Here is a 26,308-nt window from a genome sequence, read left to right as displayed (position 1 = left end):
CACCGCCCGGCCTCACCGGGCGGCAGGCTACCAGCCCAGGCCGAGGTGCAGGGGCAGGTAGACGGCCATGCCGGCGATCATCGTGCCGAGCACGCCGCGGCGCCAATAGAAGTACGCCGCGCCGACCACCGCCGCGTACAGGCGGGCGTCGTGCAGCGTGGTGATCAGGTGGCCCTGCGTCATGACGATCTCGGGCGCGATCACGCCCGCGAGCGCGGCGGCCGGCGCGTAGTGCAGCGCGCGGTGCGCCCACTCGGGCAGGCCCCAGGGCCGGTCGAGGATGAAGAAGAAGCAGCGCGTGAGCACGGTGACGAGCGCCAGCCCGACGATCACGCCCAGGGTCCACCAGTCGGTGGTTGCGGGGGCGCCGCTCACTTGTCGTCCTCGGCGTCGGGGTCGAGGCCGAACTGCTTCTCGAGCCAGAAGCACAGCAGCACCGCCACGCCGATGGCCACCACGATGTTGAGCTTCAGCGGCAGCGCGTAGGCCGCCACGGCCGTGGCGCCGGCAATGAGCGCGGCCAGCACGCGCAGTCGCGTGGTGGCCATCGAGCAGACGATGGCCACCAGGCTCAGCACACCCGCGAAGCCCAGGCCCCAGTCCTGCGGAATGAAGTTGGCCAGCGCCACGCCCAGCAGGCTCATGCCCATCCAGGCGCACCAGGTCACGAAGTAGTTGCCGGTGAGGTAGGCCTCCTGCGATTCCTGCTCGGCGATGGTCAGTGGCGGCTGCGGATACTTCTTGGTGAACAGCGCGTAGCTCATGTCGGCCGTGAGGTAGCCGTGCGTCATGCGGCGCCAGCGCGGCATGTGCATGAGGTAGGGGCGCAGGTGCAGGCTGAACACCACGAAGCGCAGGTTCACGCAGAAGCCCGTCGCCAGGATGACCCAGGCCGGCGCGCCCGCGAACAGCAGCGGAATGGCCGCGAGCTGCGAGCTGCCCGCGTACACGAGCAGCGTCATGGCCAGCGCCTCGATCACGCTCATGTTCGACTTGACCATGGCCACGCCGGTCATGAGGCCCCAGGCGCCGATGCCCATCGCCACCGGCGACATGTCGCGCACGCCGATGCGGAATTCAGGGCGGCTGCGGATGCTTTGCGAGAGGAACATCAGCCGAAGGCCTGCCCAGGCTTCAGGTCGAAGCCGCGCAGGAAATCGGCCACGGCCAGGCGCTTGCCGCCCGGGCGCTGCAGTTCGGTGACGGTCACGGCCGCATCGGCGGCGGCCACGGTGACGCCGGTGTCGCTGACGGCCAGGATGGTGCCCGGCACATCCAACGCGGCCAACGCGGTGGCGGCACGGTCCACATGGGCGCTCCACAGCTTGATGGTCTCGCCGTCGAGCGGGCTGTTGGCGCCCGGGAACGGATCGAAGGCGCGCACGCGCCGCACGATGGCGTCGCCCGGCTGCGCCCAGTCGATCAGCGCTTCCTGCTTCTCGACCTTGCTGGCGTAGGTGACGCCCTCGGCGGGCTGCGGCGTGCGGGTGAGCGTGCCGATGCGCGCGAGCGCCTCGACGATCATCCGCCCGCCCATGTCGGCCAGGCGGTCGTGCAGGCGGGCGGTGCTGTCGTCGCCGATGTCGAGCGACTCGCGCAGCAGCATGTCGCCGGTGTCCAGGCCGGCGTCCATCTGCATGATGGTGATGCCGGTCTGCGCGTCGCCGGCCTCGATGGCGCGGTGGATCGGCGCGGCGCCGCGCCAGCGCGGCAGCAGGCTCGCGTGGATGTTCAGGCAGCCGTGCACCGGCAGGTCGAGCACCCATTGCGGCAGGATCAGCCCGTAGGCGGCGACCACCATCACGTCGGGCCGGGCGGCCAGCAGCGTGTCGCGCGCGGCGCAAGCCTCGTCGGGGTACTTGCCGTCCAGGCGCAGGCTGCGCGGCTGGGCCACGGGCCAGTCGTTGGCCACGGCGCATTGCTTGACGGGCGAGGCCTGCAGCTTCATGCCGCGGCCGGCGGGGCGGTCGGGCTGGCTCATCACCAGCACGATGTCATGGCCGGCGGCGGCGATGGCCTCCAGGGCGACGCGCGCGAACTCGGGCGTGCCCGCGAAAACGACTCGGAGGCGGCTCAATCCCGGATCCGATCAAGCTCGAGATCGTCCCCCGTGTGATAGCGCCGGACCACGCCGGTCGGGTCGATGTAGATATAGAGCATGCGGCGCTCGTTCACGGCCTTGTAGCGCCAGGTCCAGACGGCACCGTCGAAGGAACTGACGCGGGAGATTTCATAGGGGCGGCCGTAGAACGCCATCACGTCGTTCTGGCGCCACTGGTTGACCTTGATGTCGGCGCCGAAGCGCGCCTCGCTGAGCACCTGCGTCACCGAGACGACCTTGCCGGCGGCGTCGACGTCGATGTCGGTCACCTCGAAGCCGGCCGGCATGCGCGAGTACTGCAGCCGCTCGCCGCCGCCCGTGAGCGGGTAGCGGCCCGTGGGCGCGCCCAGGCGCTGCAGGGTGTCGGCGGCCGTGGCACCCGGCTGGGTGCGGGTGGGCTCGTTGGCACAGCCCGCGAGGCCGAGGCCGGCAGCGGCGACAAGCGCCAACGCAGCGAAGGAGCCGAAACGGCGTGAAGTCATGGCGTTCAGGCGCGTTCGCGCAGGTCTTCGCGCTGCTGCTTGAGCAGCTTGCTCTTGATGCGGTTGCGCTTCAGCGGCGAGAGGTATTCGACGAACACCTTGCCCAGCAGGTGGTCGAGCTCGTGCTGGATGCACACGGCCAGCAGGCCGTCGGCCTCGAGGGTGCGCGACTCGCCGTTCTCGTCGAGCGCCTGCACCTTCACCGAGGTGGAGCGCATCACGCCGTCGTAGATGCCGGGGACCGAGAGGCAGCCTTCCTCGTTCAGCACCTTCTCGTCGCTGGCCCAGGTGATCTCGGGGTTGATCAGCACGATCGGTTCGTTGCGTTCCTCGGAGATGTCGATGACGACGAGGCGCTCGTGCACGTCGATCTGCGTCGCGGCCAGGCCGATGCCGTTGGCGTCGTACATCGTCTCCAGCATGTCGGCGACCAGGGTCTTGATGCGTGCGTCGACGCCCTGCACCGGCTTGGCCACCGTGTGCAGTCGTTTGTCCGGGTAACTCAGAATGATTCGTTTGGCCATGAAAGCGGGGGAAAGTTGTGGCTATTTTCGCCAATTCCGCGACGCGACGCGCCCCGTGGACCCGAAAACGTTGCCCTCCCAAGGGGTTCAGCGCAGAATTCGTAGCAAATTGTGAGATTCGTATGCGCCACGCTACTGCGGGCGCTCACCATCCAGACATGAAAAAGCTCAGACTCACCGAACGCCAGCGCCCGTCCCTTCTTGCAACGCTGACCGCCCTGGCGGTCATCGGCAGTTGCGGCGCGACGACGGCCTGGGCCCAGAACTACCCCGTCACGCAGCAGCAACGCGCCACCGCCCAGCAAACCGCCCAGGCCGGCGTGCCGCTGAGCGAATTGGCCCCCAACGCGCCCGACGAATACACCATCAAGCCCGGCGACACGCTCTGGGCCATCTCCCGCCTGTACCTGCTGCGCCCCTGGCGCTGGCCGGAGCTGTGGGGCATGAACATCAACGAAATCGCCAACCCGCACCGGATCTATCCGGGCCAGGTGCTCTACCTGGACAAGAGCGGCGGCCGCGCACGCCTGACCACCCGCCGCGGCGGCTTCAGCGGCGACGGCGGAACCATCAAGCTGTCACCACGCACCCGCTTCGACTCGCTGGCCGGCATGGCACTGCCCACGCTGAACCCGAGCATCATCGAGCCCTTCCTGAGCGAACCCATCGTGGTGGACGCCGGCACGCTGGACGCCGCACCGCGCATCGTCGCGGGCAACGACAGCCGCGTGCTGCTGTCGCGCGGCGACCGGGCCTATGCCCGCGGCAGCGCCGAGGCGCCGCTGGTCGAAGCCGCCGGCCCGGTGCAGAACTTCCGCATCTTCCGCAACGCCACGCCGCTGAAGGACCCGGGCACGGGCGAAATCCTCGGCTACGAGGCGCAGTACCTGGGCAAGGCCCGCCTGCAGCGCGGCGAGTCGACCACCATCGAGACGGTGGAAGACAAGGACGTGATCACCGTGGTGCCCGCGAGCATCGACATCATCGCGTCGCGCGAGGAAATGCGCGCCGGCGACCGCCTGCTGCCCGAGCCGCCGCGCCAGCTGCTGAGCTACGTGCCGCGCGCCCCGTCGACGCAGGTCGACGGCCGCATCGTCTCGGTGTACGGCAACGCGGTGCAGTTCGCGGCGCAGAACCAGGTCGTGGCCATCAACAAGGGCACGCGCGACGGCATCGACAACGGCCACGTGCTGGCCATCCTGAAGAACGGCGAGACCATCCTCGACCGCACCGGCGCCCGCAAGGAAACCATCAAGCTGCCCAACGAACGCATCGGCCTGCTGATGGTGTTCCGCACTTTCGAGAAGGTGTCCTACGCGCTCGTGCTCGAAATCAACGACACTCCGCGCGCCGGCGACTTCCTCGTCAATCCCTGACCCGCGACTCCGGCGTCCCTTCCCGCTCAATCGTTTGGAACGCGCAGAACTCGCAGGCTGGCTGCGGCTTTCACTGACGCCCGGCATCGGTGACGGTGCCGCGCGCCGCTTGCTCGCGGCCTTCGGGCTGCCCGAGCGCATCTTCGCGCAGCCCGATGCGGCGCTGCGCGAGGTCGTCTCGCTCGCGCAGGCATCGGCACTCCAGCAACCACCGGCCAACCTGCAGGCCCAGATCGACCTGACCTGGCAGTGGCTGCACGCCGGCGACAACGGCGCCTCGCGCCGCGTGGTGACGCTCGGCGATGCCGGCTACCCCGCGTCGCTGCTCGAAATGGTCGACCCGCCGTTGATGCTCTACGTGCTGGGCAACGCCGACTTCGACCTGGCGCAGCTCGGCCACAGCATCGCCGTGGTGGGCAGCCGCAACCCGACGCCCCAAGGCGCCACCAATGCGCGCAGCTTTGCCCGCGCGCTGGGCGACGCGGGCCTGCCCGTGGTGTCGGGCCTGGCGCTGGGCGTTGACGGCGCGGCGCACCAGGGCGCGCTCGACGCGGCCGGCGACGTGCCGCGGCTGGCCACGGTGGCGGTGGTCGGCACCGGGCTCGACCGCGTCTACCCCGCACGGCATCGCGACCTGGCGCACCGCATCACGCAGCAGGGGCTGATCGTGAGCGAGCTGCCGCTGGGCACACCGCCGCTCACGCAGAACTTTCCCAAGCGCAACCGGCTGATTGCCGGGCTCGCGCGCGGCACGCTGGTGGTGGAGGCGGCCCTGCAGTCGGGCTCGCTGATCACGGCGCGCCTCACGTCCGAGCAGGGCAAGGAAGTGTTCGCCATTCCGGGCTCGATCCACTCGCCGCAGTCGCGCGGCTGCCACGCGCTGATCCGCCAGGGCGCGAAGCTCGTGGAGTCGGTGAACGACATCCTCGAGGAACTGCCGCCCATGCAGGCCCGGCAGGCTGCCGCGGCGCCAGCGTCACATTCCAGCGACGGGAATGGCAATGGCAGCGGCAATGGGCATGACAGCACGACCGACACCTCGGAAGACCCGCTGCTCGTGTCCCTCGGCCACGACCCCGTGAGCCTCGACGCGCTGAGCGCGCGCACCGGCTGGAGCGCGGCCGCGCTGCAGGCGAAGATGCTCGAGCTCGAGCTCGACGGCCATGTCGCGCGGCTGCCCGGCGGCCTTTTCCAGCGAATGGCATCCACCTAGCCCGTGTTGCACGAACGTCGGCTATATTGGGCCCATGTTCGAAGTGCTTGTTTTTGTCTACGAAAACTATTGGCGCGGCGATGCCTGCCCCGAACCCGAACAGCTGGGCCGCAAGCTCAGCGCACATGGCTTCGAGGCAGACGAGATCCGCGAAGCCCTTCACTGGCTCGACGGCCTGAGCCTTGCAACGCAAGGCATGCAGATCGAACGCAGCGCCAACGACGAGGCCAGTGCCACGGTCAGGCTGCGCGGCGCACCCGACGAAGCCCTGCCGCAGTCGAGCAACGCGATGCGCGTCTACTCGCAGGCCGAGCAGGAGCATCTGGGCGCCGAATGCCTGGGCTTCATCCGCTTCCTTGAATCCTCGAGCGTGCTGCCCTGCGGCCTGCGCGAGATCGTCATCGAGCGTGCAATGGCGGCGCCGGGCGACCCGGTCGCGCTCGACGAGCTGAAGATCATCGTGTTGATGGTGCACTGGAGCACCGGCATCGAGCCCGATGCCTTGGTGCTCGACGAACTCTGCGAATCGCGCGAAGGCCGCGTCGCACACTGATCAGCACTGGCCTTCATCGGCCAACGCCGACCACCCGGCTGGCTAGTTCAGCAGCCGCTCCGGGTTCGCGTCCAGCTTCGCCAGCGCCTCGCGCGTGGCACGCACCGTGAGCGTTTCTTCCTCGGCCGGCACCAGCAAGCCCGCCTGCAGGTAAGCCGCCAACCGCCCCGCCTGGATCAGGAAACTGCGCCCGTCCGCCGTGGCGAACAGGTGCAACTGCTTGCGGTCGCTGCGCCAGACGAACTGCACCTGGCTCACGCGGTCGTTGTGGTCCAGCATGAACCAGTTGCCCACCTGCAGCTCGTGCGCCCAGGCCAGCATGTCCTCGGGCACCTTGGCGCCGGCGGCGTCGGGAATGACCTCGATCGACGCGGCGTCCACGCCGAGCAGCAGCTCGATGCTGTGCGCGTCCAGCGGCAGGTCGGCGGAGCCGCTCACGTCGGTCACGAAATCTTCCAGGTGCGTCAGCCGCTCGGCCATGGCCTCGATCTTGGCCTGCGGGATCGCCTCGGTCTTCGACAGGAAGGCGTCGGACAGCGTGGCGCCGATGGTCTTGATGTGCGCTTCCTGAGGCTCGTCGACGATGCCCAGCAGCGCCATGCCCTGGCGCAGGCGCTGCAGCAGTTGCGGCAGGTCCTGGATCACGCGGGCGCGGTCGGTGCGGTTGGGCTTGGCGCTCGCGGCCCACACCAGCTCGGAGGCCACGCGCTTGAGCATGACGGTCTGCTCGCCCTGCGCGCCGTAGCGCAGCGCGGCAATGGCCAACACCTCGGCCCAGACCTTGAACAGGAACTCGCGGATCTCGTCGCGCACCGGCATGTCGTTGAGCATCTTGCGCAACTCGATGGTGTACTGGATCGCCATCGTCTCCTTCTGCTCGACCTGCTGCGCCACGCTCATCACGCGCTGCGTGGAGTCGCTCTGCGTCAGGTAGCGGTTGAGGAAGGCGACGAATTCGTCGAACACCAGCTTGAACACGCGCTGGCCGGTTTCCGGATACTGCTCGATGACCTGCACCACGCGGCGGATCTCGCCTTCGAGCGCGCTACCGGTGATGGCCGCGGCGTCGAAGCCCATCACGCACGAACCCATGCGGTCGATCAGCATGCGCGCGGGGTGCTGCAGCGTGCCGAAGAACTCGGGCTCGGCGATGGCCACGCGCAGCACGGGCATCTGCAGCCGCGCGAACCACACGCGCGCCGAGAAAGGAATGCGCTCCTCGGCCAGGATGGCCTGGAACATCAGCGCCACGATCTCGACCGTGGCCTTGTCGGCCGTGGTGGGCGCGCGCTTCTTGAGCTCGGCGGTGCGACGGCGCAGATCGACCGCGGTCTGCTGGATCAGTGTGGCCTGTTCGCCGTTGCCGTCCATGTACTGCGTGGCCGCCATGCGGTAGGCGACCTCGGCGTCGGCGATGGCGCCGGCAAAGGTGCGCGAAAAGACGCGCGGCGCCGTGGCACCCGTGCCCTGACCCTGGCCCGCATGGCCGCCGCCGGTGCCCGCACCGCCGCCCGTGGCGCGCCCGTCGGCGCTGGTGGCCGGGGCCTGTGCGCCGGCGTCGCCGCCGATGCGCGCGGTGACGAAGCGCTTGAGGTTCAGCAGCGCGGTCTGCGCGCGCTGCCGCGCGATCATGAGCGGCGACCCGCCGGTGGTGGTTGCCGCGCTCGCGCCGCCCGGCACGGAAGCCGCCTGCTGCGCGTCGAAGCCGAAACCGGGACGCTGGACGCTGCGCGGGCCGGAGGACATGCCGCTGTCCATCGGCACGCTGGAAGAAGCGGTCGATCCGCCGCCGCCCCCGCCGTTACCGCTGGCATTGCCCGTGCGCCGCACGAAGCTCTTGAGGTCGATTTCCTCCATCACGCCGTTGGCGATCAGGAAGGCGTTGGCGCTCTGGTAGGCCTTGACCACCACCTCGACCAGGCCCTGCTGCACGGTGTCCTGGATGCGGGTCCAGAGCCCGCGGCTCAGGCCGGCGGCCAGCCACTGTTCGACCAGCAGCTTGGCGAGCGTCTCGGGCTTGAGCACGTCCTTGGCGTCGAGCTCGGTCGTGCCTTCGAGGTGCTGGATGCGCAGGCGCAGGTCGCTGAGTTCGAAGCTGCCCTTGTCGTGGATCATCTGCGCCAGGCGCGACGACAGGATGTTGCTTTCCACCACCTCGTCGCCGATGAGTTCGAGCCGCAGCGCGGACGACGAACCCACGGCACCGCTGACGGTGGTGCCCAGCGCCTTGCGCCAGCCGGTCTGCGAGAGCGTGACCCACTGGGTGGCCTGGCCGTGGAAGGCGACGAAGTCGTCGCGGTGCTCCTGCATGGCGCGGGCGTTGCCGGCCTCGGAGGACAGGGCCGTCAGCCGGTCCCGGATCGAGCGGGCCAGGGGCGCGATCGCACCCTCGGTGGCCGCAACGAAACGCTCACGCGTCTCGCGTGCGAGCTGCAGGGAAGAGGCGGACCGCGCAATGCTCATTGAAAAGTCGGGAGGACCTGGATATTCGATTCGTCAGCAACAACTGCGAGCTTGCATCGTGATGCGCAACCGCACAAGTGTGGAGTGTGCCCGACGTTGCATGCGAACCGCGGCGCGGCACCCACCGCTGCCGCTCTGTTTAACCCTGAAGTATCCAAGTTTCCGTCAGACCACGGCGCCGGCGTTGGGATCGTCCTCGGATTCGCCGTCGCGCTTCGTCGGGCCGCCCTTGACCAGGTCTTCGCGCTTGATGCCCAGCCACATGGCGATGGCCGCGGCCACGAAGCACGAGGAGTAGATGCCGAAGCAGATGCCGATGGTCAGCGCCAGCGCGAAGTAGTGCAGCGTGGGACCGCCGAAGAAGAACATCGACAGCACCACGAGCTGCGTGGAGCCGTGGGTGATGATGGTCCGGCTGATGGTCGAGGTGATCGCGTTGTCGATGATCTCGGTGGTCGTCATCTTCCGGTAGCGGCGGAAGTTTTCGCGGATCCGGTCGAAGATCACGACCGACTCGTTCACCGAATATCCCAGCACCGCGAGCACCGCCGCCAGCACCGCCAGCGAGAACTCCCACTGGAAGAAGGCGAAGAAGCCCAGGATGATCACCACGTCGTGCAGGTTGGCCAGCACGGTGGCCAGCGCGAACTTCCATTCGAAGCGGAACGCCAGGTAGATCATGATGCCCGCGACCACCATGGCCAGGGCCTTCATGCCATTGGTGGTGAGCTCCTCGCCGACCTGCGGGCCGACGACCTCGATGCCGCGCTGCGTGGCCGACTCGTCGACCGACTTCAGCGCCTGCATGACCTGCGCGCTCTGCTGGTCGGAGCTCATGCCCTTCTGGGCCGGCAGGCGGATCTGGATGTTCTCGGACGAGCCGTAGCTCTGCACCTGGACGTCCGGGTAGCCGAGCTTGCCGATGGCATCGCGCACCTTGCCGATGTCGGCCGACTGCTTGTACGCAACCTCCATCACGGTGCCGCCCGTGAACTCGACCGACAGGTGCAGCCCGCGGTGGAACAGGAAGAACACCGCCAGCGCGAAGGTGGCGAAGGAGACGATGTTCAGCACCAGCGCGTGGCGCATGAACGGGATCGTCTTGTGGATGCGGAAGAATTCCATGACGCTTGTCCTCGACCTTTACTTGGTGACCGCGGTCGAGCCGTCGGTCGTCGGCCGCCAGACCGTGCCGATCGACACCGTCTTGAGCTTCTTCTTCTGGCCGTACCAGAAGTTCACGAGGCCGCGCGAGAAGAACACGGCCGAGAACATCGAGGTGACGATGCCGATGCAGTGCACCACCGCGAAGCCGCGCACCGGGCCCGAGCCGAAGGCCAGCAGCGCGATGCCCGCAATGAGCGTGGTCACGTTGGAGTCCAGGATGGTGCCCCAGGCGCGTTCGTAGCCCGCGTGGATGGCCGCCTGCGGCGACGCCCCGTTGCGCAGCTCTTCGCGCACGCGCTCGTTGATCAGCACGTTGGAGTCGATGGCCACGCCGATGGCCAGCGCCATGGCCGCGATGCCGGGCAGCGTGAGAGTGGCCTGCAGCATCGAGAGAATCGAGATCAGCAGCATCAGGTTCACGGCCAGCGCGATCGACGAGAACAGGCCGAACAGCGCGTAGTAGAAGCACATGAAGACCATGATGGCCAGGAAGCCGTACATCACGCTCTTGAAGCCCTTCTCGATGTTGTCGGCACCCAGGCTCGGACCGATGGTGCGTTCCTGGATGATTTCCATCGGCGCGGCCAGCGAGCCGGCGCGCAGCAGCAGCGCGAGGTCGTTGGCCTCGACCACGGTCATCGAGCCCGACACCTGGAAGCGGTTGCCCAGCTCGCCGTTGATCGAGGGAGCCGTGAGCACTTCGCCCTTGCCCTTCTCGAAGATCAGCATGGCCATGCGCTTCTTGTAGTTCTCGCGGCTGACGTCGCGCATGATGCGACCGCCCTTGGCGTCCATGGTCAGGTCGACCTTGGGCTGGTTGCTCTGCTGGTCGAAGCCGGGCTGCGCGTCGGTGAGGTTCTCGCCGGTGACGAGCACCTGCTTCTTCACGATCACCGGACGGCCCTGGCGGTCGAGGAATTTCTCGGAGCCGAAAGGCACCGGTCCGCCGCTGAGTTCGGCCGAGCGGCCTTCGGCGCTCTCGTCGACCATGCGCATTTCGAGCGTGGCGGTGCGGCCCAGGATTTCCTTGGCCTTGGCCGTGTCCTGCACGCCGGGCAATTGCACGACGATGCGGTCCAGGCCCTGCTGCTGGATCACGGGTTCGGCCACGCCGAGTTCGTTGATCCGGTTGTGCAGCGTGGTGATGTTCTGCTTGAGCGCGGCGTCCTGCAGGCGGCGCGCGGCTTCGGGCTTGATGCTGGCCACCAGGCGCCACGTGCTGCCGTCCTGGCTGTCGGTGGTGCTCAGGTCGGTGAACTGGTCCTGGATGAGGCGCTTGGCCGCCTCGAGGGCGGCCGCGTCGCGGAAGCTCACCTCGACCGTCTGGCCGTTGCGGCTCACCTGGGTGCCGCGGATGTTCTTGTCGCGGAAGGTGGTGCGCAGGTCGCTCGCGAAGGACTCGGCCTTCTTGTCGATTGCGCCCTTCATGTCCACCTGCAGCAGGAAGTCGACGCCGCCGCGCAGGTCGAGGCCCAGGTACATGGGGAAGGCGTGCAGCGCGGTCAGCCACTTGGGCGAGCGCGACAGCAGGTTCAGCGCCACCGTGTACGACGGGTCGTTGCTGTCGGGCACCAGCGCGCGCTGGATCACGTCGCGGCCCGCGAGCTGGTCCTGCGCGTTGAGGAAGCGCGCGCGCAGCGAGCCACCGTCGAGCGTGATCAGGTCGGGCGCCAGGTTGGCGGCCTTGAGCGCCTCCTCGACCCGGGTCTGGGTGGCGGCGTCGACCTTGGCGGTCGTCTTGGACGCCGACACCTGCACCGCAGGCGCCTCACCGAAGAAATTGGGCAGGGCGTAGATGAGCCCCACGAGCAACACGATCACGATGATCGTGTACTTCCAGACCGGGTAACGGTTCATGAGAAAGCGCTTTTCTGAAACGGAACACGGCGTGAATTGGGGCCCTGCGCCGCAAAGCGCAAGGGTCAGCTCACGCTTTTATTGCTTGACGGCGCCCTTGGGCAGGACCTGCACCACGGCACTGCGCTGGACCTTGATCTCGACGCCATTGGCGATCTCGAGGCCCAGGTACTGGTCGCTGATGGACGTGATCTTGCCGAGCACGCCGCCGGCGGTGGCGACTTCGTCACCCTTGGCCAAGGCTTCGATCATGGCGCGGGATTCCTTCTGGCGCTTCATCTGGGGCCGGATCATGACGAAATACAGCACCACGAACATCAGCACCAGGGGCAGCATGCTGCCGAGCGAGGACAACATGTCACCGCCGCCGGCTGCAGCAGGTGCGGTCTGGGCGAAAGCAGAGGAAATGAACAAGAGAGTCTCCAGCAGAGGGAAGAGAAAACGAGGGGAGCGCCGGCGGCGCCCGCAATTCCTTGGGCTTCGAGCCCGCGTGGGATGCGGACTGCGAGTCAAAGCGCGGCGGGGCCTGGCCGCGCACAGCACCGGGCATTGTATTCGGCACGCATGACCGCTCCACGCGCTTATCCGGCGCGGTGGGGAGGGCTTTCCGGGTATTCAATCCGTTGGAAGTTTGCTACGTTTTCAATAGCAACGGGCGTCCAGTGGACGCCCGTGTTGCCTGCGCAAGCCCGGAAGATCAGGCCGCCGCGCGCTGTGCCTGCGGGTTGCGCCACTTGGCCAGCAGCTCGCTCCAGCGGGTGCGGGCGGCGGCCAGGTTGCGCTCCTTCACATGGCCGTAGCCGCGAATCTGCTCGGGCAGGGCCGCGATCTCCAGCGCCAGCGCGTGGTTGTCGGCACGCAGCGCGCCGATCACTTCCTCGATGCTGGCGCGGTACTCGCCGATCAGCGCACGTTCGGTCTTGCGCTCCTCGGTGCGGCCGAAGACGTCGAGCGCCGTGCCGCGCAGGCCCTTCAGCCTGGCCAGGAAGCTGAAGCCCGTGAGCATCCAGGGGCCGAACTTCTGCTTCTGCAGCTGGCCCTTGGCGTTCTTCTTGGCAATGATCGGCGGGGCCAGGTGGTAGTTGAGTTTGTAGTCGCCCTCGAACATGCCTTCGACGCGGTCGAGGAAGCTGCGGTCGGTGTGCAGGCGAGCGACTTCGTACTCGTCCTTGTACGCCATCAGCTTGAACAGGTAGCGGGCCACGGTCTCGGTCAGCGCGGTGCCCTTGCCGGCCGCCGATTCGGCCTGGCGCACCTTGCCGACGAACTGCTTGTATTCCTCGGCGTAGGCGGCGTTCTGGTAGCCGGTGAGGAACTCCGCGCGGCGCGCCACGAGGTTTTCCACCGTCTCGCGCTTCTTGAACTCCACGACCTGGCCCGGGCGCACGCGCTTTTGCAGCTCGTCCGGCCGCACGGCGGCCTGGCGGCCCCATTCGAAGGCGGTCTTGTTGTTCTCGACGGCCACGGCGTTCAGCTCGATGGCGCGCATCAGCGACTCGTGCGCCAGCGGGAGCCAGCCCTTCTGCCAGGCGTAGCCCAGGATCATCGGGTTCACGTAGATGGTGTCGCCCATCAGCGTGGTGGCGGCGGCATCGGCGTCGAAGGTGCCCAGGCCGTCGATGCCCACGGCGCGCGCGATCTCGGCGGCGCAGGCGTCCTCGGGGTTCTGCCAGTTGGCGTTGCGCACGAAGGCGGCGGTCGGCGCGCTGTGGCTGTTCAGCGCCACGTGCGTGCGCCCTTCGCGCATGCGCGCCATGGTCTCGGCGTTCACCGTCACCAGCGGGTCGCAGGCCAGGATCAGGTCGGCCGCCGCGGTGCCCACGCGGGTGGTGCGGATGTCGTCCTGCGTGTCGCCGATGAGCACGTGGCTCCAGGTGGCGCCGCCCTTTTGCGCCAGGCCCGCCGCGTCCTGCGTGACGATGCCCTTGGCCTCGATGTGCGCGGCCATGCCCAGCAGCTGGCCGATGGTGATCACGCCGGTGCCGCCCACGCCCGCCACCACCACGCCCCAGACCTTGCCGCCCGCCAGCGAGGGAATCGCCGGCTCGTTCAGCAGGCCGAACTCGGCTGGCGTGGCGCCCTTGTTCTTGCTCTTCTTCTTGAGCTGGCCGCCCTCGACGGTCACGAAGCTCGGGCAGAAGCCCTTCAGGCAGCTCATGTCCTTGTTGCAGCTGCTCTGGTTGATGGTGCGCTTGCGGCCGAATTCGGTCTCCAGCGGCTCCACGCTCAGGCAGTTGCTCTGCACGCTGCAGTCGCCGCAGCCTTCGCAGACCAGCTCGTTGATGACCACGCGCTTGGCCGGGTCGACGGCCGTGCCCCGCTTGCGGCGGCGGCGCTTCTCGGTCGCGCAGGTCTGGTCGTAGATGATGGCCGTGGTGCCGGGGATCTTGCGGAACTCGCGCTGGATGTCGTCGAGCAGGTCGCGGTGCTTCACCGCCACGTGGTCGCCCGGAATGTTCACGCCCTCGTACTTCTCGGGCTCGTCGGTCACGATCACGACCTTCACGGCGCCTTCGGCATGCAGGCTCTCGGCAATCTGCAGCACCGAGTGGCCTTCGGGGCGCTCGCCCACCTGCTGGCCGCCGGTCATGGCGACCGCGTCGTTGTAGAGGATCTTGTAGGTGATGTTCACGCCCGCCGCGATGCTCTGACGAATGGCGAGCAGGCCGCTGTGGAAATACGTGCCGTCGCCCAGGTTCGCGAAGATGTGCTGGTCGGTGGTGAAGGGCTGCTGGCCCACCCACGGCACGCCCTCGCCGCCCATCTGCGTGAAGCCGATGGTGGAGCGGTCCATCCAGGTCGCCATGAAGTGGCAGCCGATGCCGCCCATCGCGCGCGAGCCTTCGGGCACCACGGTGCTGGTGTTGTGCGGGCAGCCCGAGCAGAACCACGGCTGGCGCGTGGCGTCGGCCACGCTGGTGGAGGCCTGCTGCACCACCATCGAACGCTCCTTGGCTTCGAGGATGGCCAGTTGCGCGTCGATGCGCGCTGACATGTCGGCGCCGGCGGCGGCCAGCAGCCCGGTCTTCTTCAGGCGCGCGGCAATGGCCTTGGCGATGAGCGCGGGATTCAGGTCGGCGTTGGCGCGCAGCAGCGTGTGGGCGGTCGGGTTGGGCATCGACCATTCGCCGCCGGAGTAGCCGTCGTCGCTCGCGCCCAAGCCTTCGTCGAACTTGCCGACCACGTTGGGCCGCACGTCGGAGCGCCAGTTGTAGAGCTCTTCCTTCAGCTGGTACTCGATGACCTGGCGCTTCTCCTCGACCACCAGGATCTCCTGCAGGCCGGTGGCGAACTCGCGCGTGAGCTGCGCCTCCAGCGGCCACACCACGCCCACCTTGTGCAGGCGGATGCCCAGCTGGCGGCAGGCCGCGTCGTCCAGGCCCAGGTCGATCAGCGCCTGGCGCGTGTCGTTGAAGGCCTTGCCGCTGGCCATGATGCCGAAGCGGTCGTTCGGGCCTTCGATCACGTTGTGGTTCAGGCGGTTGGCGCGGATGTAGGCCAGCGCGGCGTACCACTTGTAGTGCATGAGCCGGGCTTCCTGCTCCAGCGCATGGTCGGGCCAGCGGATGTGCAGGCCACCGGGCGGCATCTCGAAGTCGGTGGGAATGACGATCTCGACGCGGTCGGGGTCGATCATGGCCGTGGCGCTCGACTCGACGATTTCCTGGATCGTCTTCATGCCCGACCACACGCCCGAGAAGCGGCTCATGGCGAAGGCGTGAATGCCCAGGTCGAGAATTTCCTGCACGTTGGCCGGGAAGAACACCGGCGTGCCGCAGGCCTTGAAGATGTGGTCGCTCTGGTGGGCGGCCGTGCTGCTCTTGGAGATGTGGTCGTCGCCGGCCACCGCGATCACGCCGCCCCAGGCGGTGGTGCCGGCCATGTTGGCGTGCTTGAAGACGTCGGAGCAGCGGTCCACGCCCGGGCCCTTGCCGTACCAGATGCCGAAGACGCCGTCGAACTTGTTGGTGCCCTGCGGGGAGAAGCCCAGCTGCTGGGTGCCCCACAGCGCGGTGGCCGCGAGCTCTTCGTTCACGCCGGGCTGGAAGACGATGTTCTGTTCCTTGAGGAACTTGCTGGCCTTCCACAGCGCCTGGTCGTAGCCGCCGAGCGGGGAGCCGCGGTAGCCGCTGATGAAGCCGGCCGTGTTCTTGCCGGCCTGCTGGTCGCGCAGGCGCTGCAGCATCGGCAGCTTCACGAGGGCCTGGACGCCGCTCATGAAGGCCCGACCGTAGTCGAGGGAGTATTTGTCGTCGAGCGTGACCGTTTCTAGGGCCTTGCGAATGTGCGCTGGCAGCGGTGCATTCATATGTCTCTGTCTCCGTGTGGCAGGGCCTTGTGGGCCTGGCTGATGGCTGTGGGTCTGTGCCCGGGTAGGGCGCGAGCCCATGATCCCGCAAAGTGTATGCCGGGGTCCGCGACAGGTGTTTGCGTTCTTTGCCCTGGAAAACGCGCTTCCAGAAAGAATCTTGCTTAATATCGGCATCCATGGAAAGCATTGACAAGTTCGACCTTGCAATCCTGCAAGAACTGCAGGCCGACGGACGCCTCACCAACGCCGAGCTTGCGCAGCGCGTGGGCCTGTCGGCCGCGCCCTGCTGGCGCCGGGTGCGCGCACTGGAAGAAGCCGGCTTCATCAAGGGCTACCACGCCGAGATCGACCGCCACAAGATCGGCCTGGGCGTGCTCGCCTTCGTGCGCGTGGACACCGAGCGCGTCACCCACGAGGCCACGCGCAAGCTGGAGGACGCGATCCGCAAGCTGCCCGACGTGGTGGCCTGCCACTACATCAGCGGCACCGGCACCTTCGAGCTGCAGGTGGTGGCGCAGGACCTGGACAGCTTCTCGGCCTTCGCGCGCCAGCACCTCATGAACCTGCCGAACGTGAAGGACCTGCACACCAGCTTCTCGCTGGGCGAGGTGAAGGCCAGCAGCGCGCTGCCGCTGGGGCACCTCGCGAAATAGCCGGTCAAGCCAATCGGCCAAGCAGCCGCGCAGGCGCCATCAACGAAAAAAGCCGGCTCCTCTCGAAGCCGGCTTTCATTGCTCTGCCTTCCTTTGATCAGAAGGTGATGTCCTTCTCGACTTCCTGCAGCTTGCGGCGTGCCAGCGCCAGGTTCGACTTGGCCTTGTCGAGCACGTAATAGATGAACACGCCTTCCTTCTGCGCCAGCGGGCGCAGCAGGTGGTATTGCTTGCCCAGGGTGATCAGGATGTCCTCGATCACGTCGTTCAGGCCGAGCGAGCGCATCGTCTTGAGCTTGGCACGCACCACCTCGGTGTTGCCGGCGGCGGCCACTTCCAGGTCCACGCCGGTGCCGCCCGCGCCCAGCATCATGCCGCTGGCGGAGTCGACCACCGCGGCGCACATGGCGCCGTCTGCGGTCAGGAGGTTGTCAATGCTTTGCTGAATGGTCGCCATATCTGGTGTTCCTGGTTGGGTTGCTAACGGTCATGCGTATGAAAAGAGCGAGAGCGCCGCATGAAGACGCGCCCTCACTCGCTGATCCGGGGGGGCAGCCAGCCCGACTTGTGCGCCTCGAGCACCTTCACGCAGGTGGCGGTGCGGTACATGGCCTGCGCGAGCACGGCGTTGGCGTTGGCCAGCACGTTCACCACCAGCTCCGCCTCCTCGTTGCGCGCGGTGCTGAACAGCGCGAAGCCGTCGTCGGTGCCCACGGTGATGCACTTGCAGCGGCCCAGCCGCGCCTCCTGCGACACCACCGCGCCCATGGCGGAAATGGAGCTGGCCATGGCGGCGATGCGCGACGGGTCGAAGCTGCGCAGGCTGGCGCTGGCGATCTCGAAGCCGTCGGGCGTGGCGATGACCACGGCGGTGACGCCGGCGATCTCGTCCAGGATGTGCTGCGCCTCGGAGGCGGCCTTGAGCTTCAGGGCAAGGCTGATGTTCACAGCGGTGCTCCCGCGTCGATGGCTTCTATCTGCATCAGGAGGGTCTCTATCAGTGAGGTCACGTCGTCCTTGCTGCGCAGGTCGACCGCCACGATCGGCAGCACCAGGCCGCGGGCCTGGAGCGCGCGCGCGTAGTCGTCCAGCGACGGCGAGGGATGGGTGTCATGGCGGCTCACGCCGATGGCGCAAGGCATTTCCTTGAGCGCAGCGGCAAAGCCGTCGAGGTAGGTGTCCAGGTCTTCGAGCGGCTTGGGACGCGAGTTGTCGAGCAGGATGGCCAGGCCCAGCGCGTCGCGGATCAGGATCTGCCACATGAAGTCGAAGCGGCTCTGCCCCGGCGTGCCGTAGATGCGCAGCCGGTCGCCGTTGTCCAGCGTGAGCTGGCCGAAGTCCAGCCCCACGGTGGTGGTGGCCTTGGCCACCGAGGTGTCGGCGTTCACCACGTCGGTGGAGATGGGCGGCGCCTCGCTGATGGCGGCAATGGCGGTGGTCTTGCCCACGCCCATCGGGCCCGTGAAGACGAGTTTGTATTCCCTCAAGTCGATATCCCCTGGATGGTCGTTCGTTCAGGCCAGCCCGAGGCGGCGGCGGATGCGCGAGAGCAGCCCGGCGCGGTGCCGGGCGGGTTCGCCGGCCAGGGCCAGCGCCCTCGCGGCGGCGGTGGCCGTGGCGAGGCCGGCGTCGTTCGTGTGGCCCGCGCGGGCCTCGGCCGACCAGGCCAGCACGCCTTCCTGCTCCAGCAGGCCGAGGAAGGTCGAGCATTCGTCGACGTCGACGCGGCCCAGCGCGCTCAGGCTCTCGGCGGACTGCGCGCTCTTGGAGAGCGCCGCGGCCAGCCGCAGGTAGACGGGGTTCTTCTGCAGCGTGACCTGCGCGGGCCAGCGGATCAGCGAGGCGCGGGAGGCGTGGTTGCGCGCCGAACGCACGGCGGCCGCGGCCACCGTCTTGCCGGTGCGCACGCTGGCGGTGATCTCGTTGAGCAGGTCGACCAGCTCTTCCGCGAAGATCGGCCGCGCCAGGCTGCGGCCGGCGGCCGGGGCGGTGGCGCCGGCCTCGCCGCGCTGCACCATGGGCACCACGACCAGCGGCGCCGCGGGCGCGTGCCAGGACTCGGTGGCGGTGGCGCTGTCCGTCAGCAGCACGTCGCAGGTGCCCGATTCGCTCACGGTCCAGGGGGTGCGCAGGTTGGAACTCAGCCGGACGATGATCCGCAAGAGCTCGACCTCCACTTTCGGGATCCCCATGACCCCCAGAACCAATGACATGCGCGCCTAGCCGGTTTGTTGCAAACAGTTAGTTATTGTTATCTTTGTTAACTAAATACTTCCAAACAAAAATGGGAAGGGGTGGATTCCCTAGGGGCTTCGAGAACAAATGCACAAAAAAAGGCCGGTATGACGCCGTGCGGCAACGCCGACGGCCGGCATTGCACCGTGCCGGGCACCGCGCCTGCAGGCATAGAATTCCCGGCCCCCAAGACACAAACCACTCCCCGGGAGACCCCATGAACCGCATCCGGCGCGCCCTTTCGCTTGGTCTTCTCGCCAGCACCGCCTTCTTCACGCTCGGCGCCGCCCAGGCCCAGAACCGGGAACTCACCGTGGCCTCGAGCGCCACCTATGCGCCGTTCGCCTTCGAGAACAAGGACAAGCAGATCGTCGGCTTCGACATCGACATCATCAACGCCATCGCCAAGCAGCAGGGCCTGAAGATCAAGATCGTCAACACGCCCTTCACCGGCATCTTCGGCGCGCTGAACAACGGCGACGTCGACCTCGTGATCTCGGGCGTCACCATCAACGACAAGCGCAAGCAGAGCTACGACTTCACGCCGCCCTACTTCGCGGCGCGCCAGCTGATCGCGCTGCCGAAGAACAGCAAGATCGCCTCGCTGAAGGACCTGGCCGGCAAGAAGATCGCCGTGGTCAGCGCCTCCACCGCCGACGACATCGCCTCGCGCGAGTTCGGCAAGACCAGCCCCGACATCCGCCGCTTCGAGAGCACGCCGCTCATCATTTCCGAGCTGGCCGGCGGCGGCGTCGACGCCGCCATGGGCGACAACGGCGTCATTGCCTACCGCGTGGCGCAGAACCCCGAGCTGAAGACGCTGGACGACAAGTCGTTCCCCGAAGAGGGCTTCGGCATCGTCGTGAAGAAGGGCGACAAGGCCCTGCTGGACAAGCTCACGGCCGGCCTGGCCGCCATCCGCGCGGACGGCAGCTACGTGACCATCTACAAGAAGTGGTTCAACAAGGACCCGAACGTGCGCTGAGCCGCACGGCATTTCCCTGAACACGGCCGCGCTTCAGCGGCCGTTTCGTTTCCCGTTGATAGAGAAAGTTTGAGGAGGTAAGCATGGAACAACCGGTGCTGCTGTTTGGGTGGTTCCGCTGGGACATCCTCGTCGAATACAAGGACCTGTTCTGGCAAGGCGCCTGGATGACCTTGCGCATGACGGTGGTCTGCGTGCTGCTGGGTTCGAGCTGGGGCCTGTGCCTGGCGCTCGCGCGCCTCGCGCAGCCGCGCCACGCGCCCTGGACCTGGGTGGCGCGCTTCTTCCTGCGCTGGCCGGCCACGGTGTACGTGAGCTTCTTTCGCGGCACGCCGCTGTTCGTGCAGATCCTCCTGATCCACTTCGCGGTGATGCCGGTGTTCATCCACCCGACCTCGGGCATCCTGATCGACGGCGAACTGGCGCGCACGCTCAAGCAGGAGCACGGCGCGCTGATCTCGGGCGTGGTCGCGCTCACGCTCAACTCGGCGGCCTACATCTCGGAGGTGTTCCGCGCCGGCATCCAGTCGATCTCGCGCGGGCAGTTCGACGCGGGCCGCTCGATCGGCTTCACGCCCGCGCAGGTGATGCGCTACGTGGTGCTGCCGCAGGCGTTTCGGTGCATGCTGCCGCCGCTGGGCAACAACGCCATCGCGCTGCTCAAGGACACCTCGCTTGTGTCCGCCATCGGCCTGGCCGAGCTGGCCTACGCCGCGCGCACCGTGGCCGGCGCCTATGCGCGCTACTGGGAGCCGTACCTGGCGATCTCGGTCGTCTACTGGGTCATGACGCTGGTGCTGACCACGCTGCTGCGCCGCCTGGAGATCCACCTGGCGCGCAGCGACAGGGGCTGAGCGGGCCGAGGCAAAAAAAGCCCGCGCCACAATAGCGCCACATGCCACCCATATCCCCCGAAGAGACACCGATACCGCCCGCGCGGCCGCAGCCATCGAAGCTCGCGGCCCTCGAGCCCCTGAAGCTCCCCGTGTTCCGCATGCTGTGGAGCACCTGGCTGGTCGCCAACATCTGCATGTGGATGAACGACGTGGCCGCCGCGTGGATGATGACCTCGCTGACCACCTCGCCCATCTGGGTGGCGCTGGTGCAGTCGGCCTCCACGCTGCCGGTGTTCCTGCTGGGCCTGCCCAGCGGCGCGCTGGCCGACATCCTGGACCGCCGGCGCTGGCTGGTGGCCACGCAGTTCTGGCTGGCCGGCACCGCCATCGTGCTGTGCGCCGCGCTGGCGCTCGACCTCATGACCGCGCCGCTGCTGCTGGCGCTCACCTTCGCCAACGGCATCGGGCTGGCGCTGCGCTGGCCGGTGTTCGCGGCCATCGTGCCCGAGCTGGTGCCCCGCCCGCAGCTGCCGGCCGCGCTGGGCCTGAACGGCATCGCGATGAACGCCTCGCGCATCGTCGGCCCGCTCACCGCGGGCGTGCTGATCGCGAGCGCGGGCAGCGTGTGGGTGTTCGCGCTGAACGCGGTGCTGTCGGTGGCCTCGGGCTTCGTGGTGCTGCGCTGGCGGCGCGAGCACACGCCCAACCCGCTGGGCCGCGAGAAGCTCATCGGCGCGATGCGCGTGGGCGTGCAGTTCGTGCGGCAGTCGCAGCGCATGCGCGCGGTGCTGGCGCGCGTGTCGATCTTCTTCTTCCACTCCACGGCGCTGCTGGCGCTGCTGCCGCTGCTCGCGCGCAACCTGCAAGGCGGCGGCGCGGGCACCTTCACGCTGCTGCTGGCGGCCATGGGCGCGGGCGCGATCATCGCGGTGCTGTTCCTGCCGCGGCTGCGCCAGGCGATGGGGCGCGACCAGCTGGTGCTGCGCGGCACGCTGCTGCAGTCGGGCGCCACCGCCGTCATGGCCTTCGCGCCCAACGCATGGGTCGCGGTGCCGGCCATGTTCTTCGGCGGCATGGCGTGGATCACGGTGGCCAATTCGCTTTCGGTGTCGGCCCAGCTCGCGCTGCCCGACTGGGTGCGCGCGCGCGGCATGTCGACCTACCAGATGGCCATCATGGGCGCCAGCGCGATCGGCGCGGCGCTCTGGGGCCAGGTGGCCACGGTCACCTCGCTGCTCGCGAGCCTGTGCGTGGCCGCGGTGAGCGGCACGCTGCTGATGCTCGTGGCGCTGCGCTGGGTGACCGACGTGATCGGCGAGGACGACACCAGCCCCGCGCAGGCCGGCTGGGCCGCGGGCCCGCCCGCCGAGGCGCCGCAGGAAGACGGCCGCGTGGTCATCACGGTGGAGTTCCTCATCGACCCGGCGCGCGCCGCCGCCTTCCACCTCGTGATGCAGCAGACCCGCCGCGCGCGCCTGAGCCAGGGCGCCATCGGCTGGGAGCTGCTGCACGACATCGCGCAGCCGGAGCGCTACGTGGAGCAGATCGTCGACGAGTCGTGGACCGACCACCTGCGCCGCTTCAACCGCGCCACCGCCAGCGACATGGCGCTGCGCGAACGCCGGCTGGCGTTCCACCTGGGCGAGATGGCGCCGGTGGTCACGCGCTACGTGGTGCGGCGGTAGGCCCGCGCCGGTCGGCCGCCTGCGGCCGGCTCCATCGCGCGGTCGGTCGCTCGATCGCGCGTCTCGCCACCGCAACACGAAGGCGGGTCGTCCGATTGTTTGTTGCCTGTCAACCGTGCTAAATGCCTTGGCGAACGGCCAGGACAGCGCCCAGCCCCGGGGCCGCCGCCTGACAACAAAGGAGCAAGCATGAGCATCGAGCGATCGCATCGATCGGCACGCCGTCTTCCGTTCCCTCGTTCTTCAACTTCCTCCAGACCTTCCCGGCGCGCTCGCCTTCGCTTTCCCCCGGTTCCCCTTTCTTCTATCGTCCACGGCCTGGCGGCCGCCCTCGCTGCACTGGCCGGCAACGGCGCGCATGCCGCCTGCGGCCCCACCGCCACGCCGGGCTCGAACACCGCCGTGGTCTGCGACGGCACCACCACCGGCTCGGCCAGCGTGATCGCCGCGCCGGGCAGCACCGGCGTCGCCATCACCGTGAACGCCGGCGCCACGCTCGCCACCAACGCCACGCAGGCCCTGCTGGTGCGCGACGCCAGCACCATCACCAACAACGGCCAGATCACGGTGTCGGGCGGGTCCGGCTCGGCGCGCGCGGCGATGGTCGCCACGGGCAACGACAACACCTTGACCAACAACGGCGCCATCCGCACCACGAGCGGCGGCACCGCCGGCATGCTGGTGACGTCGAACAGCAGCACGCGCACACTCCTCACCAACAACGGCAGCATCGTCACGTCCGGCGGCAGCTCCCACGGCATCTCCACGCTGGGGCCGGGCAACACGGTCTTCAACAACGGCACCATCGCGGTCAACGGCACCTCGGCCAAGGGCGTCTACCTGCAGGGCGGCAACCTCGCCGCCAACCTGCTCGTGAACACGGGCACCATCGCCACGACGGGGGCCAACTCGCCCTCGGGCGGCGCCGACGCGGTGCATGCGAACACGCTGGGCGCCACCTTCTCCTCGCGCGTGGAGAACCGGGCCACCGGCACGCTCTCCAGCGCCAACGGCTACGGCTACCGCGGCCAGAACGGCAACGACGTGCTGGTCAACGCCGGCACCATCGAGGGCCACGGCGGCGCCGGCAACACCGACGCGATCTACATGGGCGCGCTCGGCGTCGGCACGCTGATACTGCAGACCGGCTCGGTCATCCGGGGCGGCGCCGACGGCGGGGCCGCGCGCGCCGATGCCTTCCTCGAAGGCAGCGGCACGGTGGACGACGCCTTTCGCAACTTCCAGAACCTGACCATGCGCGGCACCGCATGGTCGTGGCTCACCGATGCGAGCTTCTCGGACGGGGTGCGCATCGAGTCCGGGCGCTTCGACCTTCCGGCAACGCTCACCAGCCCCGTCATCTCGGTGCTGCCCGGCACCACGGTGGCCGGCACCGGCACCTTCGCGGGCAACGTGACCCACCAGGGAACGTTGCTGCCCGGGCCCAACGACGGCGTGAACTTCGGCGCCTTCACGGTGCGCGGCAACTACCTGGGCACCGGCGCGGCGGCGATGCAGGTCAACACCGTGCTCGGCGGCGACAACTCGCCGTCCGACCGGCTCGTGATCGACGGCGGCACCGCCTCGGGCAGCACCGCCGTGCGCGTGCTCAACCGCGGCGGGCTGGGCGCGCCGACGCTGGCCGACGGCATCCTGGTGGTGCAGGCCGTGAACGGCGCCACCACCGCGCCCGGCGCGTTCTCGCTGACCCAGGCCGTGGAGGCCGGCGCCTACGGCTACCGGCTGTACCGCGGCGGTGTGGCCGGCGGCAATGCCGACAGCTGGTACCTGCGCAACAGCGGCTATGCGGTCGGCGCCACGGTGGTCGGCTCGCTGGCCGAGGCGGTGGCGCTCATGGAGACCCTGTCGCCCGGCAGCGGCGAGGCCGCCATGCCGGTGCAGCCCGTGAAGCTGTACCGGCCCGAAGTGGCGCTCTACGGCAGCATGCCGCTGGTGGTGCGCCGCCTGGGGCTGGCGCAGCTCGGCAGCTTCAACGACCGGCAGGGCGATACACAACTGCTCGCCGGCGATCCGGGCGGCCAGGGCACGCCGGCCTCCTGGGGCCGCGTGTTCGGCGAAAGCACCCGGCAACGCCTGCGCGGCGACACCGATCCGCAGTTCGACGGGCAGATCAGCGGCCTGCAGCTGGGCCACGACTTCCTCGCGGCCACCGACGGCGCGGGCGGACGCCACCGGATCGGCGTGCTCGGCGGCTACACCCGCGCCAGCGGCGACACCAGCGGCGTGGCCAGCGGAGGCACCAACACGGCCACCGGCCGGCTCACCGTGGAGGGCTACAGCCTGGGCGCCTACTGGACCCGCATCGCCTCGAGCGGCTGGTACAGCGACGCGGTGCTCATGGCCACCCGCTACCGGGCCGACGCCCGCTCCACGCTGGGCCGCGGCGGCAACCCGCGCGGCACGGCGGTCACGGCCTCGCTGGAGGCGGGCTATCCGCTGGCGCTGTCCGAGAACGTCACGCTGCAGCCGCAGGTGCAGCTGGTGTGGCAGCGCAGTTCGCTCGACGATTTCGACGACGGCATTTCCGCGGTGCGATTCCAGCGCGACAACGCCGTCACCGGCCGGCTGGGCGCGCGGCTGGAGGGCCGCTTCAGCGCCGGCGGCGGCGTCTGGCGCCCGTACCTCAAGGCCAACCTGTGGCACACCTTCAGCGGCAGCAACGCGATCTTCTTCGGCCCGGCCGACCGGATCGCCAACCGGCGCAACGCGAGCGCGCTGGAGGTGGGGGCCGGCGTCGTGGGCCAGGTCAACCGGACCGTGTCGGTGTACGGCGGGCTGGCCTACACCAGCGCCGTCGGCAACACCGAGCAGACCGGGGTGCAGGGGCAACTGGGGGTGCGGTTGCGCTGGTGACGGCCTCTCGCAGCCTCGTTTTCGACATACGAAATTGACCATTTGCTCTGATTTGAGCATTGGCTAACTCACCCGTCGAATGCGTTCGGGTAATTGCCGAGTCACTTTTTTTGACCACGTGGATAATTTAAACTGTCCAACCCGACGTCAAAGAGGTGTGTCACGATGAACCCGCTCCGCCCGCGCAGCCGTTTCTGGTCCGACCTGACCAGCGAAGAGTTCTCCCGCCTGGACCGCGAACGGCTCATCGCCGTGCTGCCGGTGGGCGCGACCGAACAGCACGGCCCCCACCTGCCGATGTCGACCGACACGGCCACCATCGACGGCATGGTGCGCGCCACGCTGCCGTACCTGCCCGACGACCTGCCGGTGCTGTTCCTGCCCACCGTGCCCTACGGCAAGAGCAACGAACACTCGCGCTATCCAGGCACGCTCACGGTGTCGGCCGCCACGCTGATCTCGCTGTGGAAGGACATCGGCGCCTGCGTCGCCAAGGCCGGCGTGCGCAAGCTGGTGCTCTACAACAGCCACGGCGGGCAGATGAGCGTGATGGACATCGTGGCGCGCGACCTGCGCGAGGAGCACGACATGATGGTCGTGGCCGCCAACTGGTACACGCTGGGCCTGCCCGAGGGCCTGTTCACCGCCCACGAAGGCAGGCACGGCATCCACGCTGGCGACCTCGAAAGCTCGGTCATGCTGCACCTCACGCCCGACCACGTGCGCCGCGACCGGTTCCAGAACTTCAGCTCCATGACGGAGCAGCTGGCCGCCGAGAACAAGTTCCTGTCGATCACGCCCAGCGGCAAGCTCGGCTGGCAGATGCACGACATCAACCCTGCGGGCGCCGCCGGCGACGCCACGCGCGCCACCGCCGAGAAGGGTGCCGCGGTGCTCGACCACGTGGGCCGTCGCTTCGTCGAGCTGCTGCAGGAGGTCGACCGCTTTCCGCTGTCGCGGCTGGCCAACGTGCCCGCCTGGCGCTAGGGTTC

At 68.4% G+C, this 26,308-nt stretch carries 23 protein-coding genes; 9 read left to right on the top strand and 14 right to left on the bottom strand.

The window, feature by feature from the left end; genetic code table 11:
* Nucleotides 1-27 precede the first annotated feature (27 nt).
* Genes BM013_RS18385 through def form a run of 5 tightly spaced genes read right to left on the bottom strand, consistent with a single transcriptional unit; the run spans nucleotide 28 to nucleotide 3,107 of the window.
* Nucleotides 28-375 (bottom strand): AzlD domain-containing protein, encoded by a 348-nt coding sequence (locus BM013_RS18385; RefSeq protein ID WP_093129070.1) that lies wholly within the window; start codon nucleotides 373-375, stop codon nucleotides 28-30.
* Entirely contained in the window at nucleotides 372-1,112 is a 741-nt protein-coding gene (locus tag BM013_RS18380) for an AzlC family ABC transporter permease (protein WP_093129069.1), read from the bottom strand. The genes BM013_RS18385 and BM013_RS18380 overlap by 4 nt, the downstream gene beginning before the upstream one ends.
* Nucleotides 1,112-2,077, bottom strand: coding sequence for a methionyl-tRNA formyltransferase (gene fmt, locus BM013_RS18375; RefSeq protein WP_093129068.1), 966 nt, complete (start codon nucleotides 2,075-2,077; stop codon nucleotides 1,112-1,114). Before fmt ends, BM013_RS18380 begins: the two co-directional genes overlap by 1 nt.
* Nucleotides 2,074-2,583 carry a hypothetical protein gene (locus tag BM013_RS18370; RefSeq protein ID WP_093129067.1) on the bottom strand — a complete coding sequence of 170 codons (510 nt, stop codon included), beginning with the start codon at nucleotides 2,581-2,583 and terminating at the stop codon, nucleotides 2,074-2,076. Before BM013_RS18370 ends, fmt begins: the two co-directional genes overlap by 4 nt.
* 5 nt (nucleotides 2,584-2,588) lie before the next feature.
* Nucleotides 2,589-3,107 carry a peptide deformylase gene (gene def, locus BM013_RS18365; RefSeq protein WP_093129066.1) on the bottom strand — a complete coding sequence of 173 codons (519 nt, stop codon included), beginning with the start codon at nucleotides 3,105-3,107 and terminating at the stop codon, nucleotides 2,589-2,591.
* Between the two features lie 158 nt (nucleotides 3,108-3,265).
* Between def and BM013_RS18360 the strand changes: the two genes are divergently transcribed.
* From BM013_RS18360 to BM013_RS18350, 3 genes are read left to right on the top strand one after another with little or no spacing between them, the layout of a single operon-like run.
* On the top strand, nucleotides 3,266-4,483 hold the full coding sequence (locus BM013_RS18360; RefSeq protein ID WP_093129065.1) for a LysM peptidoglycan-binding domain-containing protein: 1,218 nt from the start codon (nucleotides 3,266-3,268) through the stop codon (nucleotides 4,481-4,483).
* Nucleotides 4,484-4,517: 34 nt separating this feature from the next.
* The gene (gene dprA / locus BM013_RS18355) at nucleotides 4,518-5,696 is read left to right on the top strand and encodes a DNA-processing protein DprA (protein WP_093129064.1); all 1,179 of its coding nucleotides are present in this window, start codon (nucleotides 4,518-4,520) and stop codon (nucleotides 5,694-5,696) included.
* 34 nt (nucleotides 5,697-5,730) lie between these two features.
* A complete protein-coding gene (locus BM013_RS18350; RefSeq protein WP_093129063.1) occupies nucleotides 5,731-6,249 on the top strand; it encodes a Smg family protein in 519 nt (172 codons plus the stop codon).
* Between the two features lie 42 nt (nucleotides 6,250-6,291).
* Here the strand turns inward: BM013_RS18350 and BM013_RS18345 are convergent, their stop codons facing one another.
* The 5 genes from BM013_RS18345 to BM013_RS18325 all read right to left on the bottom strand — a co-directional run bounded on the left by BM013_RS18345 (nucleotide 6,292) and on the right by BM013_RS18325 (nucleotide 16,045).
* A complete protein-coding gene (locus BM013_RS18345; protein ID WP_093129062.1) occupies nucleotides 6,292-8,712 on the bottom strand; it encodes a DUF1631 family protein in 2,421 nt (806 codons plus the stop codon).
* Nucleotides 8,713-8,877: 165 nt separating this feature from the next.
* Nucleotides 8,878-9,837, bottom strand: coding sequence for a protein translocase subunit SecF (gene secF, locus BM013_RS18340; RefSeq protein ID WP_093129061.1), 960 nt, complete (start codon nucleotides 9,835-9,837; stop codon nucleotides 8,878-8,880).
* An 18-nt stretch (nucleotides 9,838-9,855) separates the two neighbouring features.
* Nucleotides 9,856-11,736, bottom strand: coding sequence for a protein translocase subunit SecD (gene secD, locus BM013_RS18335; RefSeq protein ID WP_093129060.1), 1,881 nt, complete (start codon nucleotides 11,734-11,736; stop codon nucleotides 9,856-9,858).
* Nucleotides 11,737-11,814: 78 nt separating this feature from the next.
* Nucleotides 11,815-12,150, bottom strand: a complete 336-nt coding sequence (yajC, locus tag BM013_RS18330; RefSeq protein ID WP_093129059.1) for a preprotein translocase subunit YajC — start codon at nucleotides 12,148-12,150, stop codon at nucleotides 11,815-11,817.
* 283 nt (nucleotides 12,151-12,433) lie between these two features.
* A complete protein-coding gene (locus BM013_RS18325; protein WP_093129058.1) occupies nucleotides 12,434-16,045 on the bottom strand; it encodes an indolepyruvate ferredoxin oxidoreductase family protein in 3,612 nt (1,203 codons plus the stop codon).
* A 179-nt stretch (nucleotides 16,046-16,224) separates the two neighbouring features.
* On the opposite strand from BM013_RS18325, the gene BM013_RS18320 reads away from it, so the two are divergent.
* Complete coding sequence (locus BM013_RS18320) at nucleotides 16,225-16,701, top strand: Lrp/AsnC family transcriptional regulator (RefSeq protein WP_093129057.1); 477 nt, start codon at nucleotides 16,225-16,227, stop codon at nucleotides 16,699-16,701.
* Between the two features lie 97 nt (nucleotides 16,702-16,798).
* On the opposite strand, the gene BM013_RS18315 is transcribed toward BM013_RS18320, so the two are convergent.
* From BM013_RS18315 to BM013_RS18300, 4 genes are all read right to left on the bottom strand, one after another.
* On the bottom strand, nucleotides 16,799-17,158 hold the full coding sequence (locus BM013_RS18315) for a hypothetical protein (RefSeq protein ID WP_093129056.1): 360 nt from the start codon (nucleotides 17,156-17,158) through the stop codon (nucleotides 16,799-16,801).
* A gap of 74 nt (nucleotides 17,159-17,232) precedes the next feature.
* Nucleotides 17,233-17,649, bottom strand: coding sequence for a roadblock/LC7 domain-containing protein (locus BM013_RS18310; RefSeq protein WP_143072448.1), 417 nt, complete (start codon nucleotides 17,647-17,649; stop codon nucleotides 17,233-17,235).
* Nucleotides 17,646-18,188, bottom strand: coding sequence for a GTP-binding protein (locus BM013_RS18305; RefSeq protein ID WP_093129055.1), 543 nt, complete (start codon nucleotides 18,186-18,188; stop codon nucleotides 17,646-17,648). The genes BM013_RS18310 and BM013_RS18305 overlap by 4 nt, the downstream gene beginning before the upstream one ends.
* Nucleotides 18,189-18,215: 27 nt before the next feature.
* Complete coding sequence (locus BM013_RS18300; protein ID WP_143072447.1) at nucleotides 18,216-18,863, bottom strand: hypothetical protein; 648 nt, start codon at nucleotides 18,861-18,863, stop codon at nucleotides 18,216-18,218.
* Nucleotides 18,864-19,153: 290 nt separating this feature from the next.
* Between BM013_RS18300 and BM013_RS18295 the strand changes: the two genes are divergently transcribed.
* From BM013_RS18295 to BM013_RS18275, 5 genes are all read left to right on the top strand, one after another.
* Complete coding sequence (locus BM013_RS18295; protein ID WP_093129053.1) at nucleotides 19,154-19,921, top strand: basic amino acid ABC transporter substrate-binding protein; 768 nt, start codon at nucleotides 19,154-19,156, stop codon at nucleotides 19,919-19,921.
* 83 nt (nucleotides 19,922-20,004) lie between these two features.
* A complete protein-coding gene (locus BM013_RS18290) occupies nucleotides 20,005-20,775 on the top strand; it encodes an amino acid ABC transporter permease (RefSeq protein WP_093129052.1) in 771 nt (256 codons plus the stop codon).
* A 41-nt stretch (nucleotides 20,776-20,816) separates the two neighbouring features.
* Nucleotides 20,817-22,442, top strand: a complete 1,626-nt coding sequence (locus BM013_RS18285) for an MFS transporter (RefSeq protein ID WP_093129051.1) — start codon at nucleotides 20,817-20,819, stop codon at nucleotides 22,440-22,442.
* Between the two features lie 189 nt (nucleotides 22,443-22,631).
* Nucleotides 22,632-25,316, top strand: a complete 2,685-nt coding sequence (locus tag BM013_RS18280; protein ID WP_093129050.1) for an autotransporter family protein — start codon at nucleotides 22,632-22,634, stop codon at nucleotides 25,314-25,316.
* 165 nt (nucleotides 25,317-25,481) lie between these two features.
* Nucleotides 25,482-26,303 carry a creatininase family protein gene (locus BM013_RS18275; protein ID WP_093129049.1) on the top strand — a complete coding sequence of 274 codons (822 nt, stop codon included), beginning with the start codon at nucleotides 25,482-25,484 and terminating at the stop codon, nucleotides 26,301-26,303.
* Nucleotides 26,304-26,308 lie beyond the last annotated feature (5 nt).

It is taken from the genome of Variovorax sp. OK605 (assembly GCF_900115445.1).
Taxonomy (GTDB): Bacteria; Pseudomonadota; Gammaproteobacteria; order Burkholderiales; family Burkholderiaceae_C; genus Variovorax.
Note: the sequence above shows the minus strand (reverse complement) of the source record. Positions and strands in the feature narration are given on the sequence as shown.

What these genes read in the sequence shown, in the direction of transcription:
- BM013_RS18315 (WP_093129056.1), bottom strand. Translation starts at nt 17,158, where the DNA reads ATGGCGACCATTCAGCAAAGCATTGACAACCTCCTGACCGCAGACGGC.
- BM013_RS18280 (WP_093129050.1), top strand. Translation starts at nt 22,632, where the DNA reads ATGAGCATCGAGCGATCGCATCGATCGGCACGCCGTCTTCCGTTCCCT.
- BM013_RS18350 (WP_093129063.1), top strand. Translation starts at nt 5,731, where the DNA reads ATGTTCGAAGTGCTTGTTTTTGTCTACGAAAACTATTGGCGCGGCGAT.
- BM013_RS18370 (WP_093129067.1), bottom strand. Translation starts at nt 2,583, where the DNA reads ATGACTTCACGCCGTTTCGGCTCCTTCGCTGCGTTGGCGCTTGTCGCC.
- secF (WP_093129061.1), bottom strand. Translation starts at nt 9,837, where the DNA reads ATGGAATTCTTCCGCATCCACAAGACGATCCCGTTCATGCGCCACGCG.
- BM013_RS18325 (WP_093129058.1), bottom strand. Translation starts at nt 16,045, where the DNA reads ATGAATGCACCGCTGCCAGCGCACATTCGCAAGGCCCTAGAAACGGTC.
- BM013_RS18285 (WP_093129051.1), top strand. Translation starts at nt 20,817, where the DNA reads ATGCCACCCATATCCCCCGAAGAGACACCGATACCGCCCGCGCGGCCG.
- BM013_RS18295 (WP_093129053.1), top strand. Translation starts at nt 19,154, where the DNA reads ATGAACCGCATCCGGCGCGCCCTTTCGCTTGGTCTTCTCGCCAGCACC.
- BM013_RS18320 (WP_093129057.1), top strand. Translation starts at nt 16,225, where the DNA reads ATGGAAAGCATTGACAAGTTCGACCTTGCAATCCTGCAAGAACTGCAG.
- BM013_RS18345 (WP_093129062.1), bottom strand. Translation starts at nt 8,712, where the DNA reads ATGAGCATTGCGCGGTCCGCCTCTTCCCTGCAGCTCGCACGCGAGACG.
- secD (WP_093129060.1), bottom strand. Translation starts at nt 11,736, where the DNA reads ATGAACCGTTACCCGGTCTGGAAGTACACGATCATCGTGATCGTGTTG.
- BM013_RS18290 (WP_093129052.1), top strand. Translation starts at nt 20,005, where the DNA reads ATGGAACAACCGGTGCTGCTGTTTGGGTGGTTCCGCTGGGACATCCTC.
- BM013_RS18380 (WP_093129069.1), bottom strand. Translation starts at nt 1,112, where the DNA reads ATGTTCCTCTCGCAAAGCATCCGCAGCCGCCCTGAATTCCGCATCGGC.
- BM013_RS18360 (WP_093129065.1), top strand. Translation starts at nt 3,266, where the DNA reads ATGAAAAAGCTCAGACTCACCGAACGCCAGCGCCCGTCCCTTCTTGCA.
- BM013_RS18275 (WP_093129049.1), top strand. Translation starts at nt 25,482, where the DNA reads ATGAACCCGCTCCGCCCGCGCAGCCGTTTCTGGTCCGACCTGACCAGC.
- def (WP_093129066.1), bottom strand. Translation starts at nt 3,107, where the DNA reads ATGGCCAAACGAATCATTCTGAGTTACCCGGACAAACGACTGCACACG.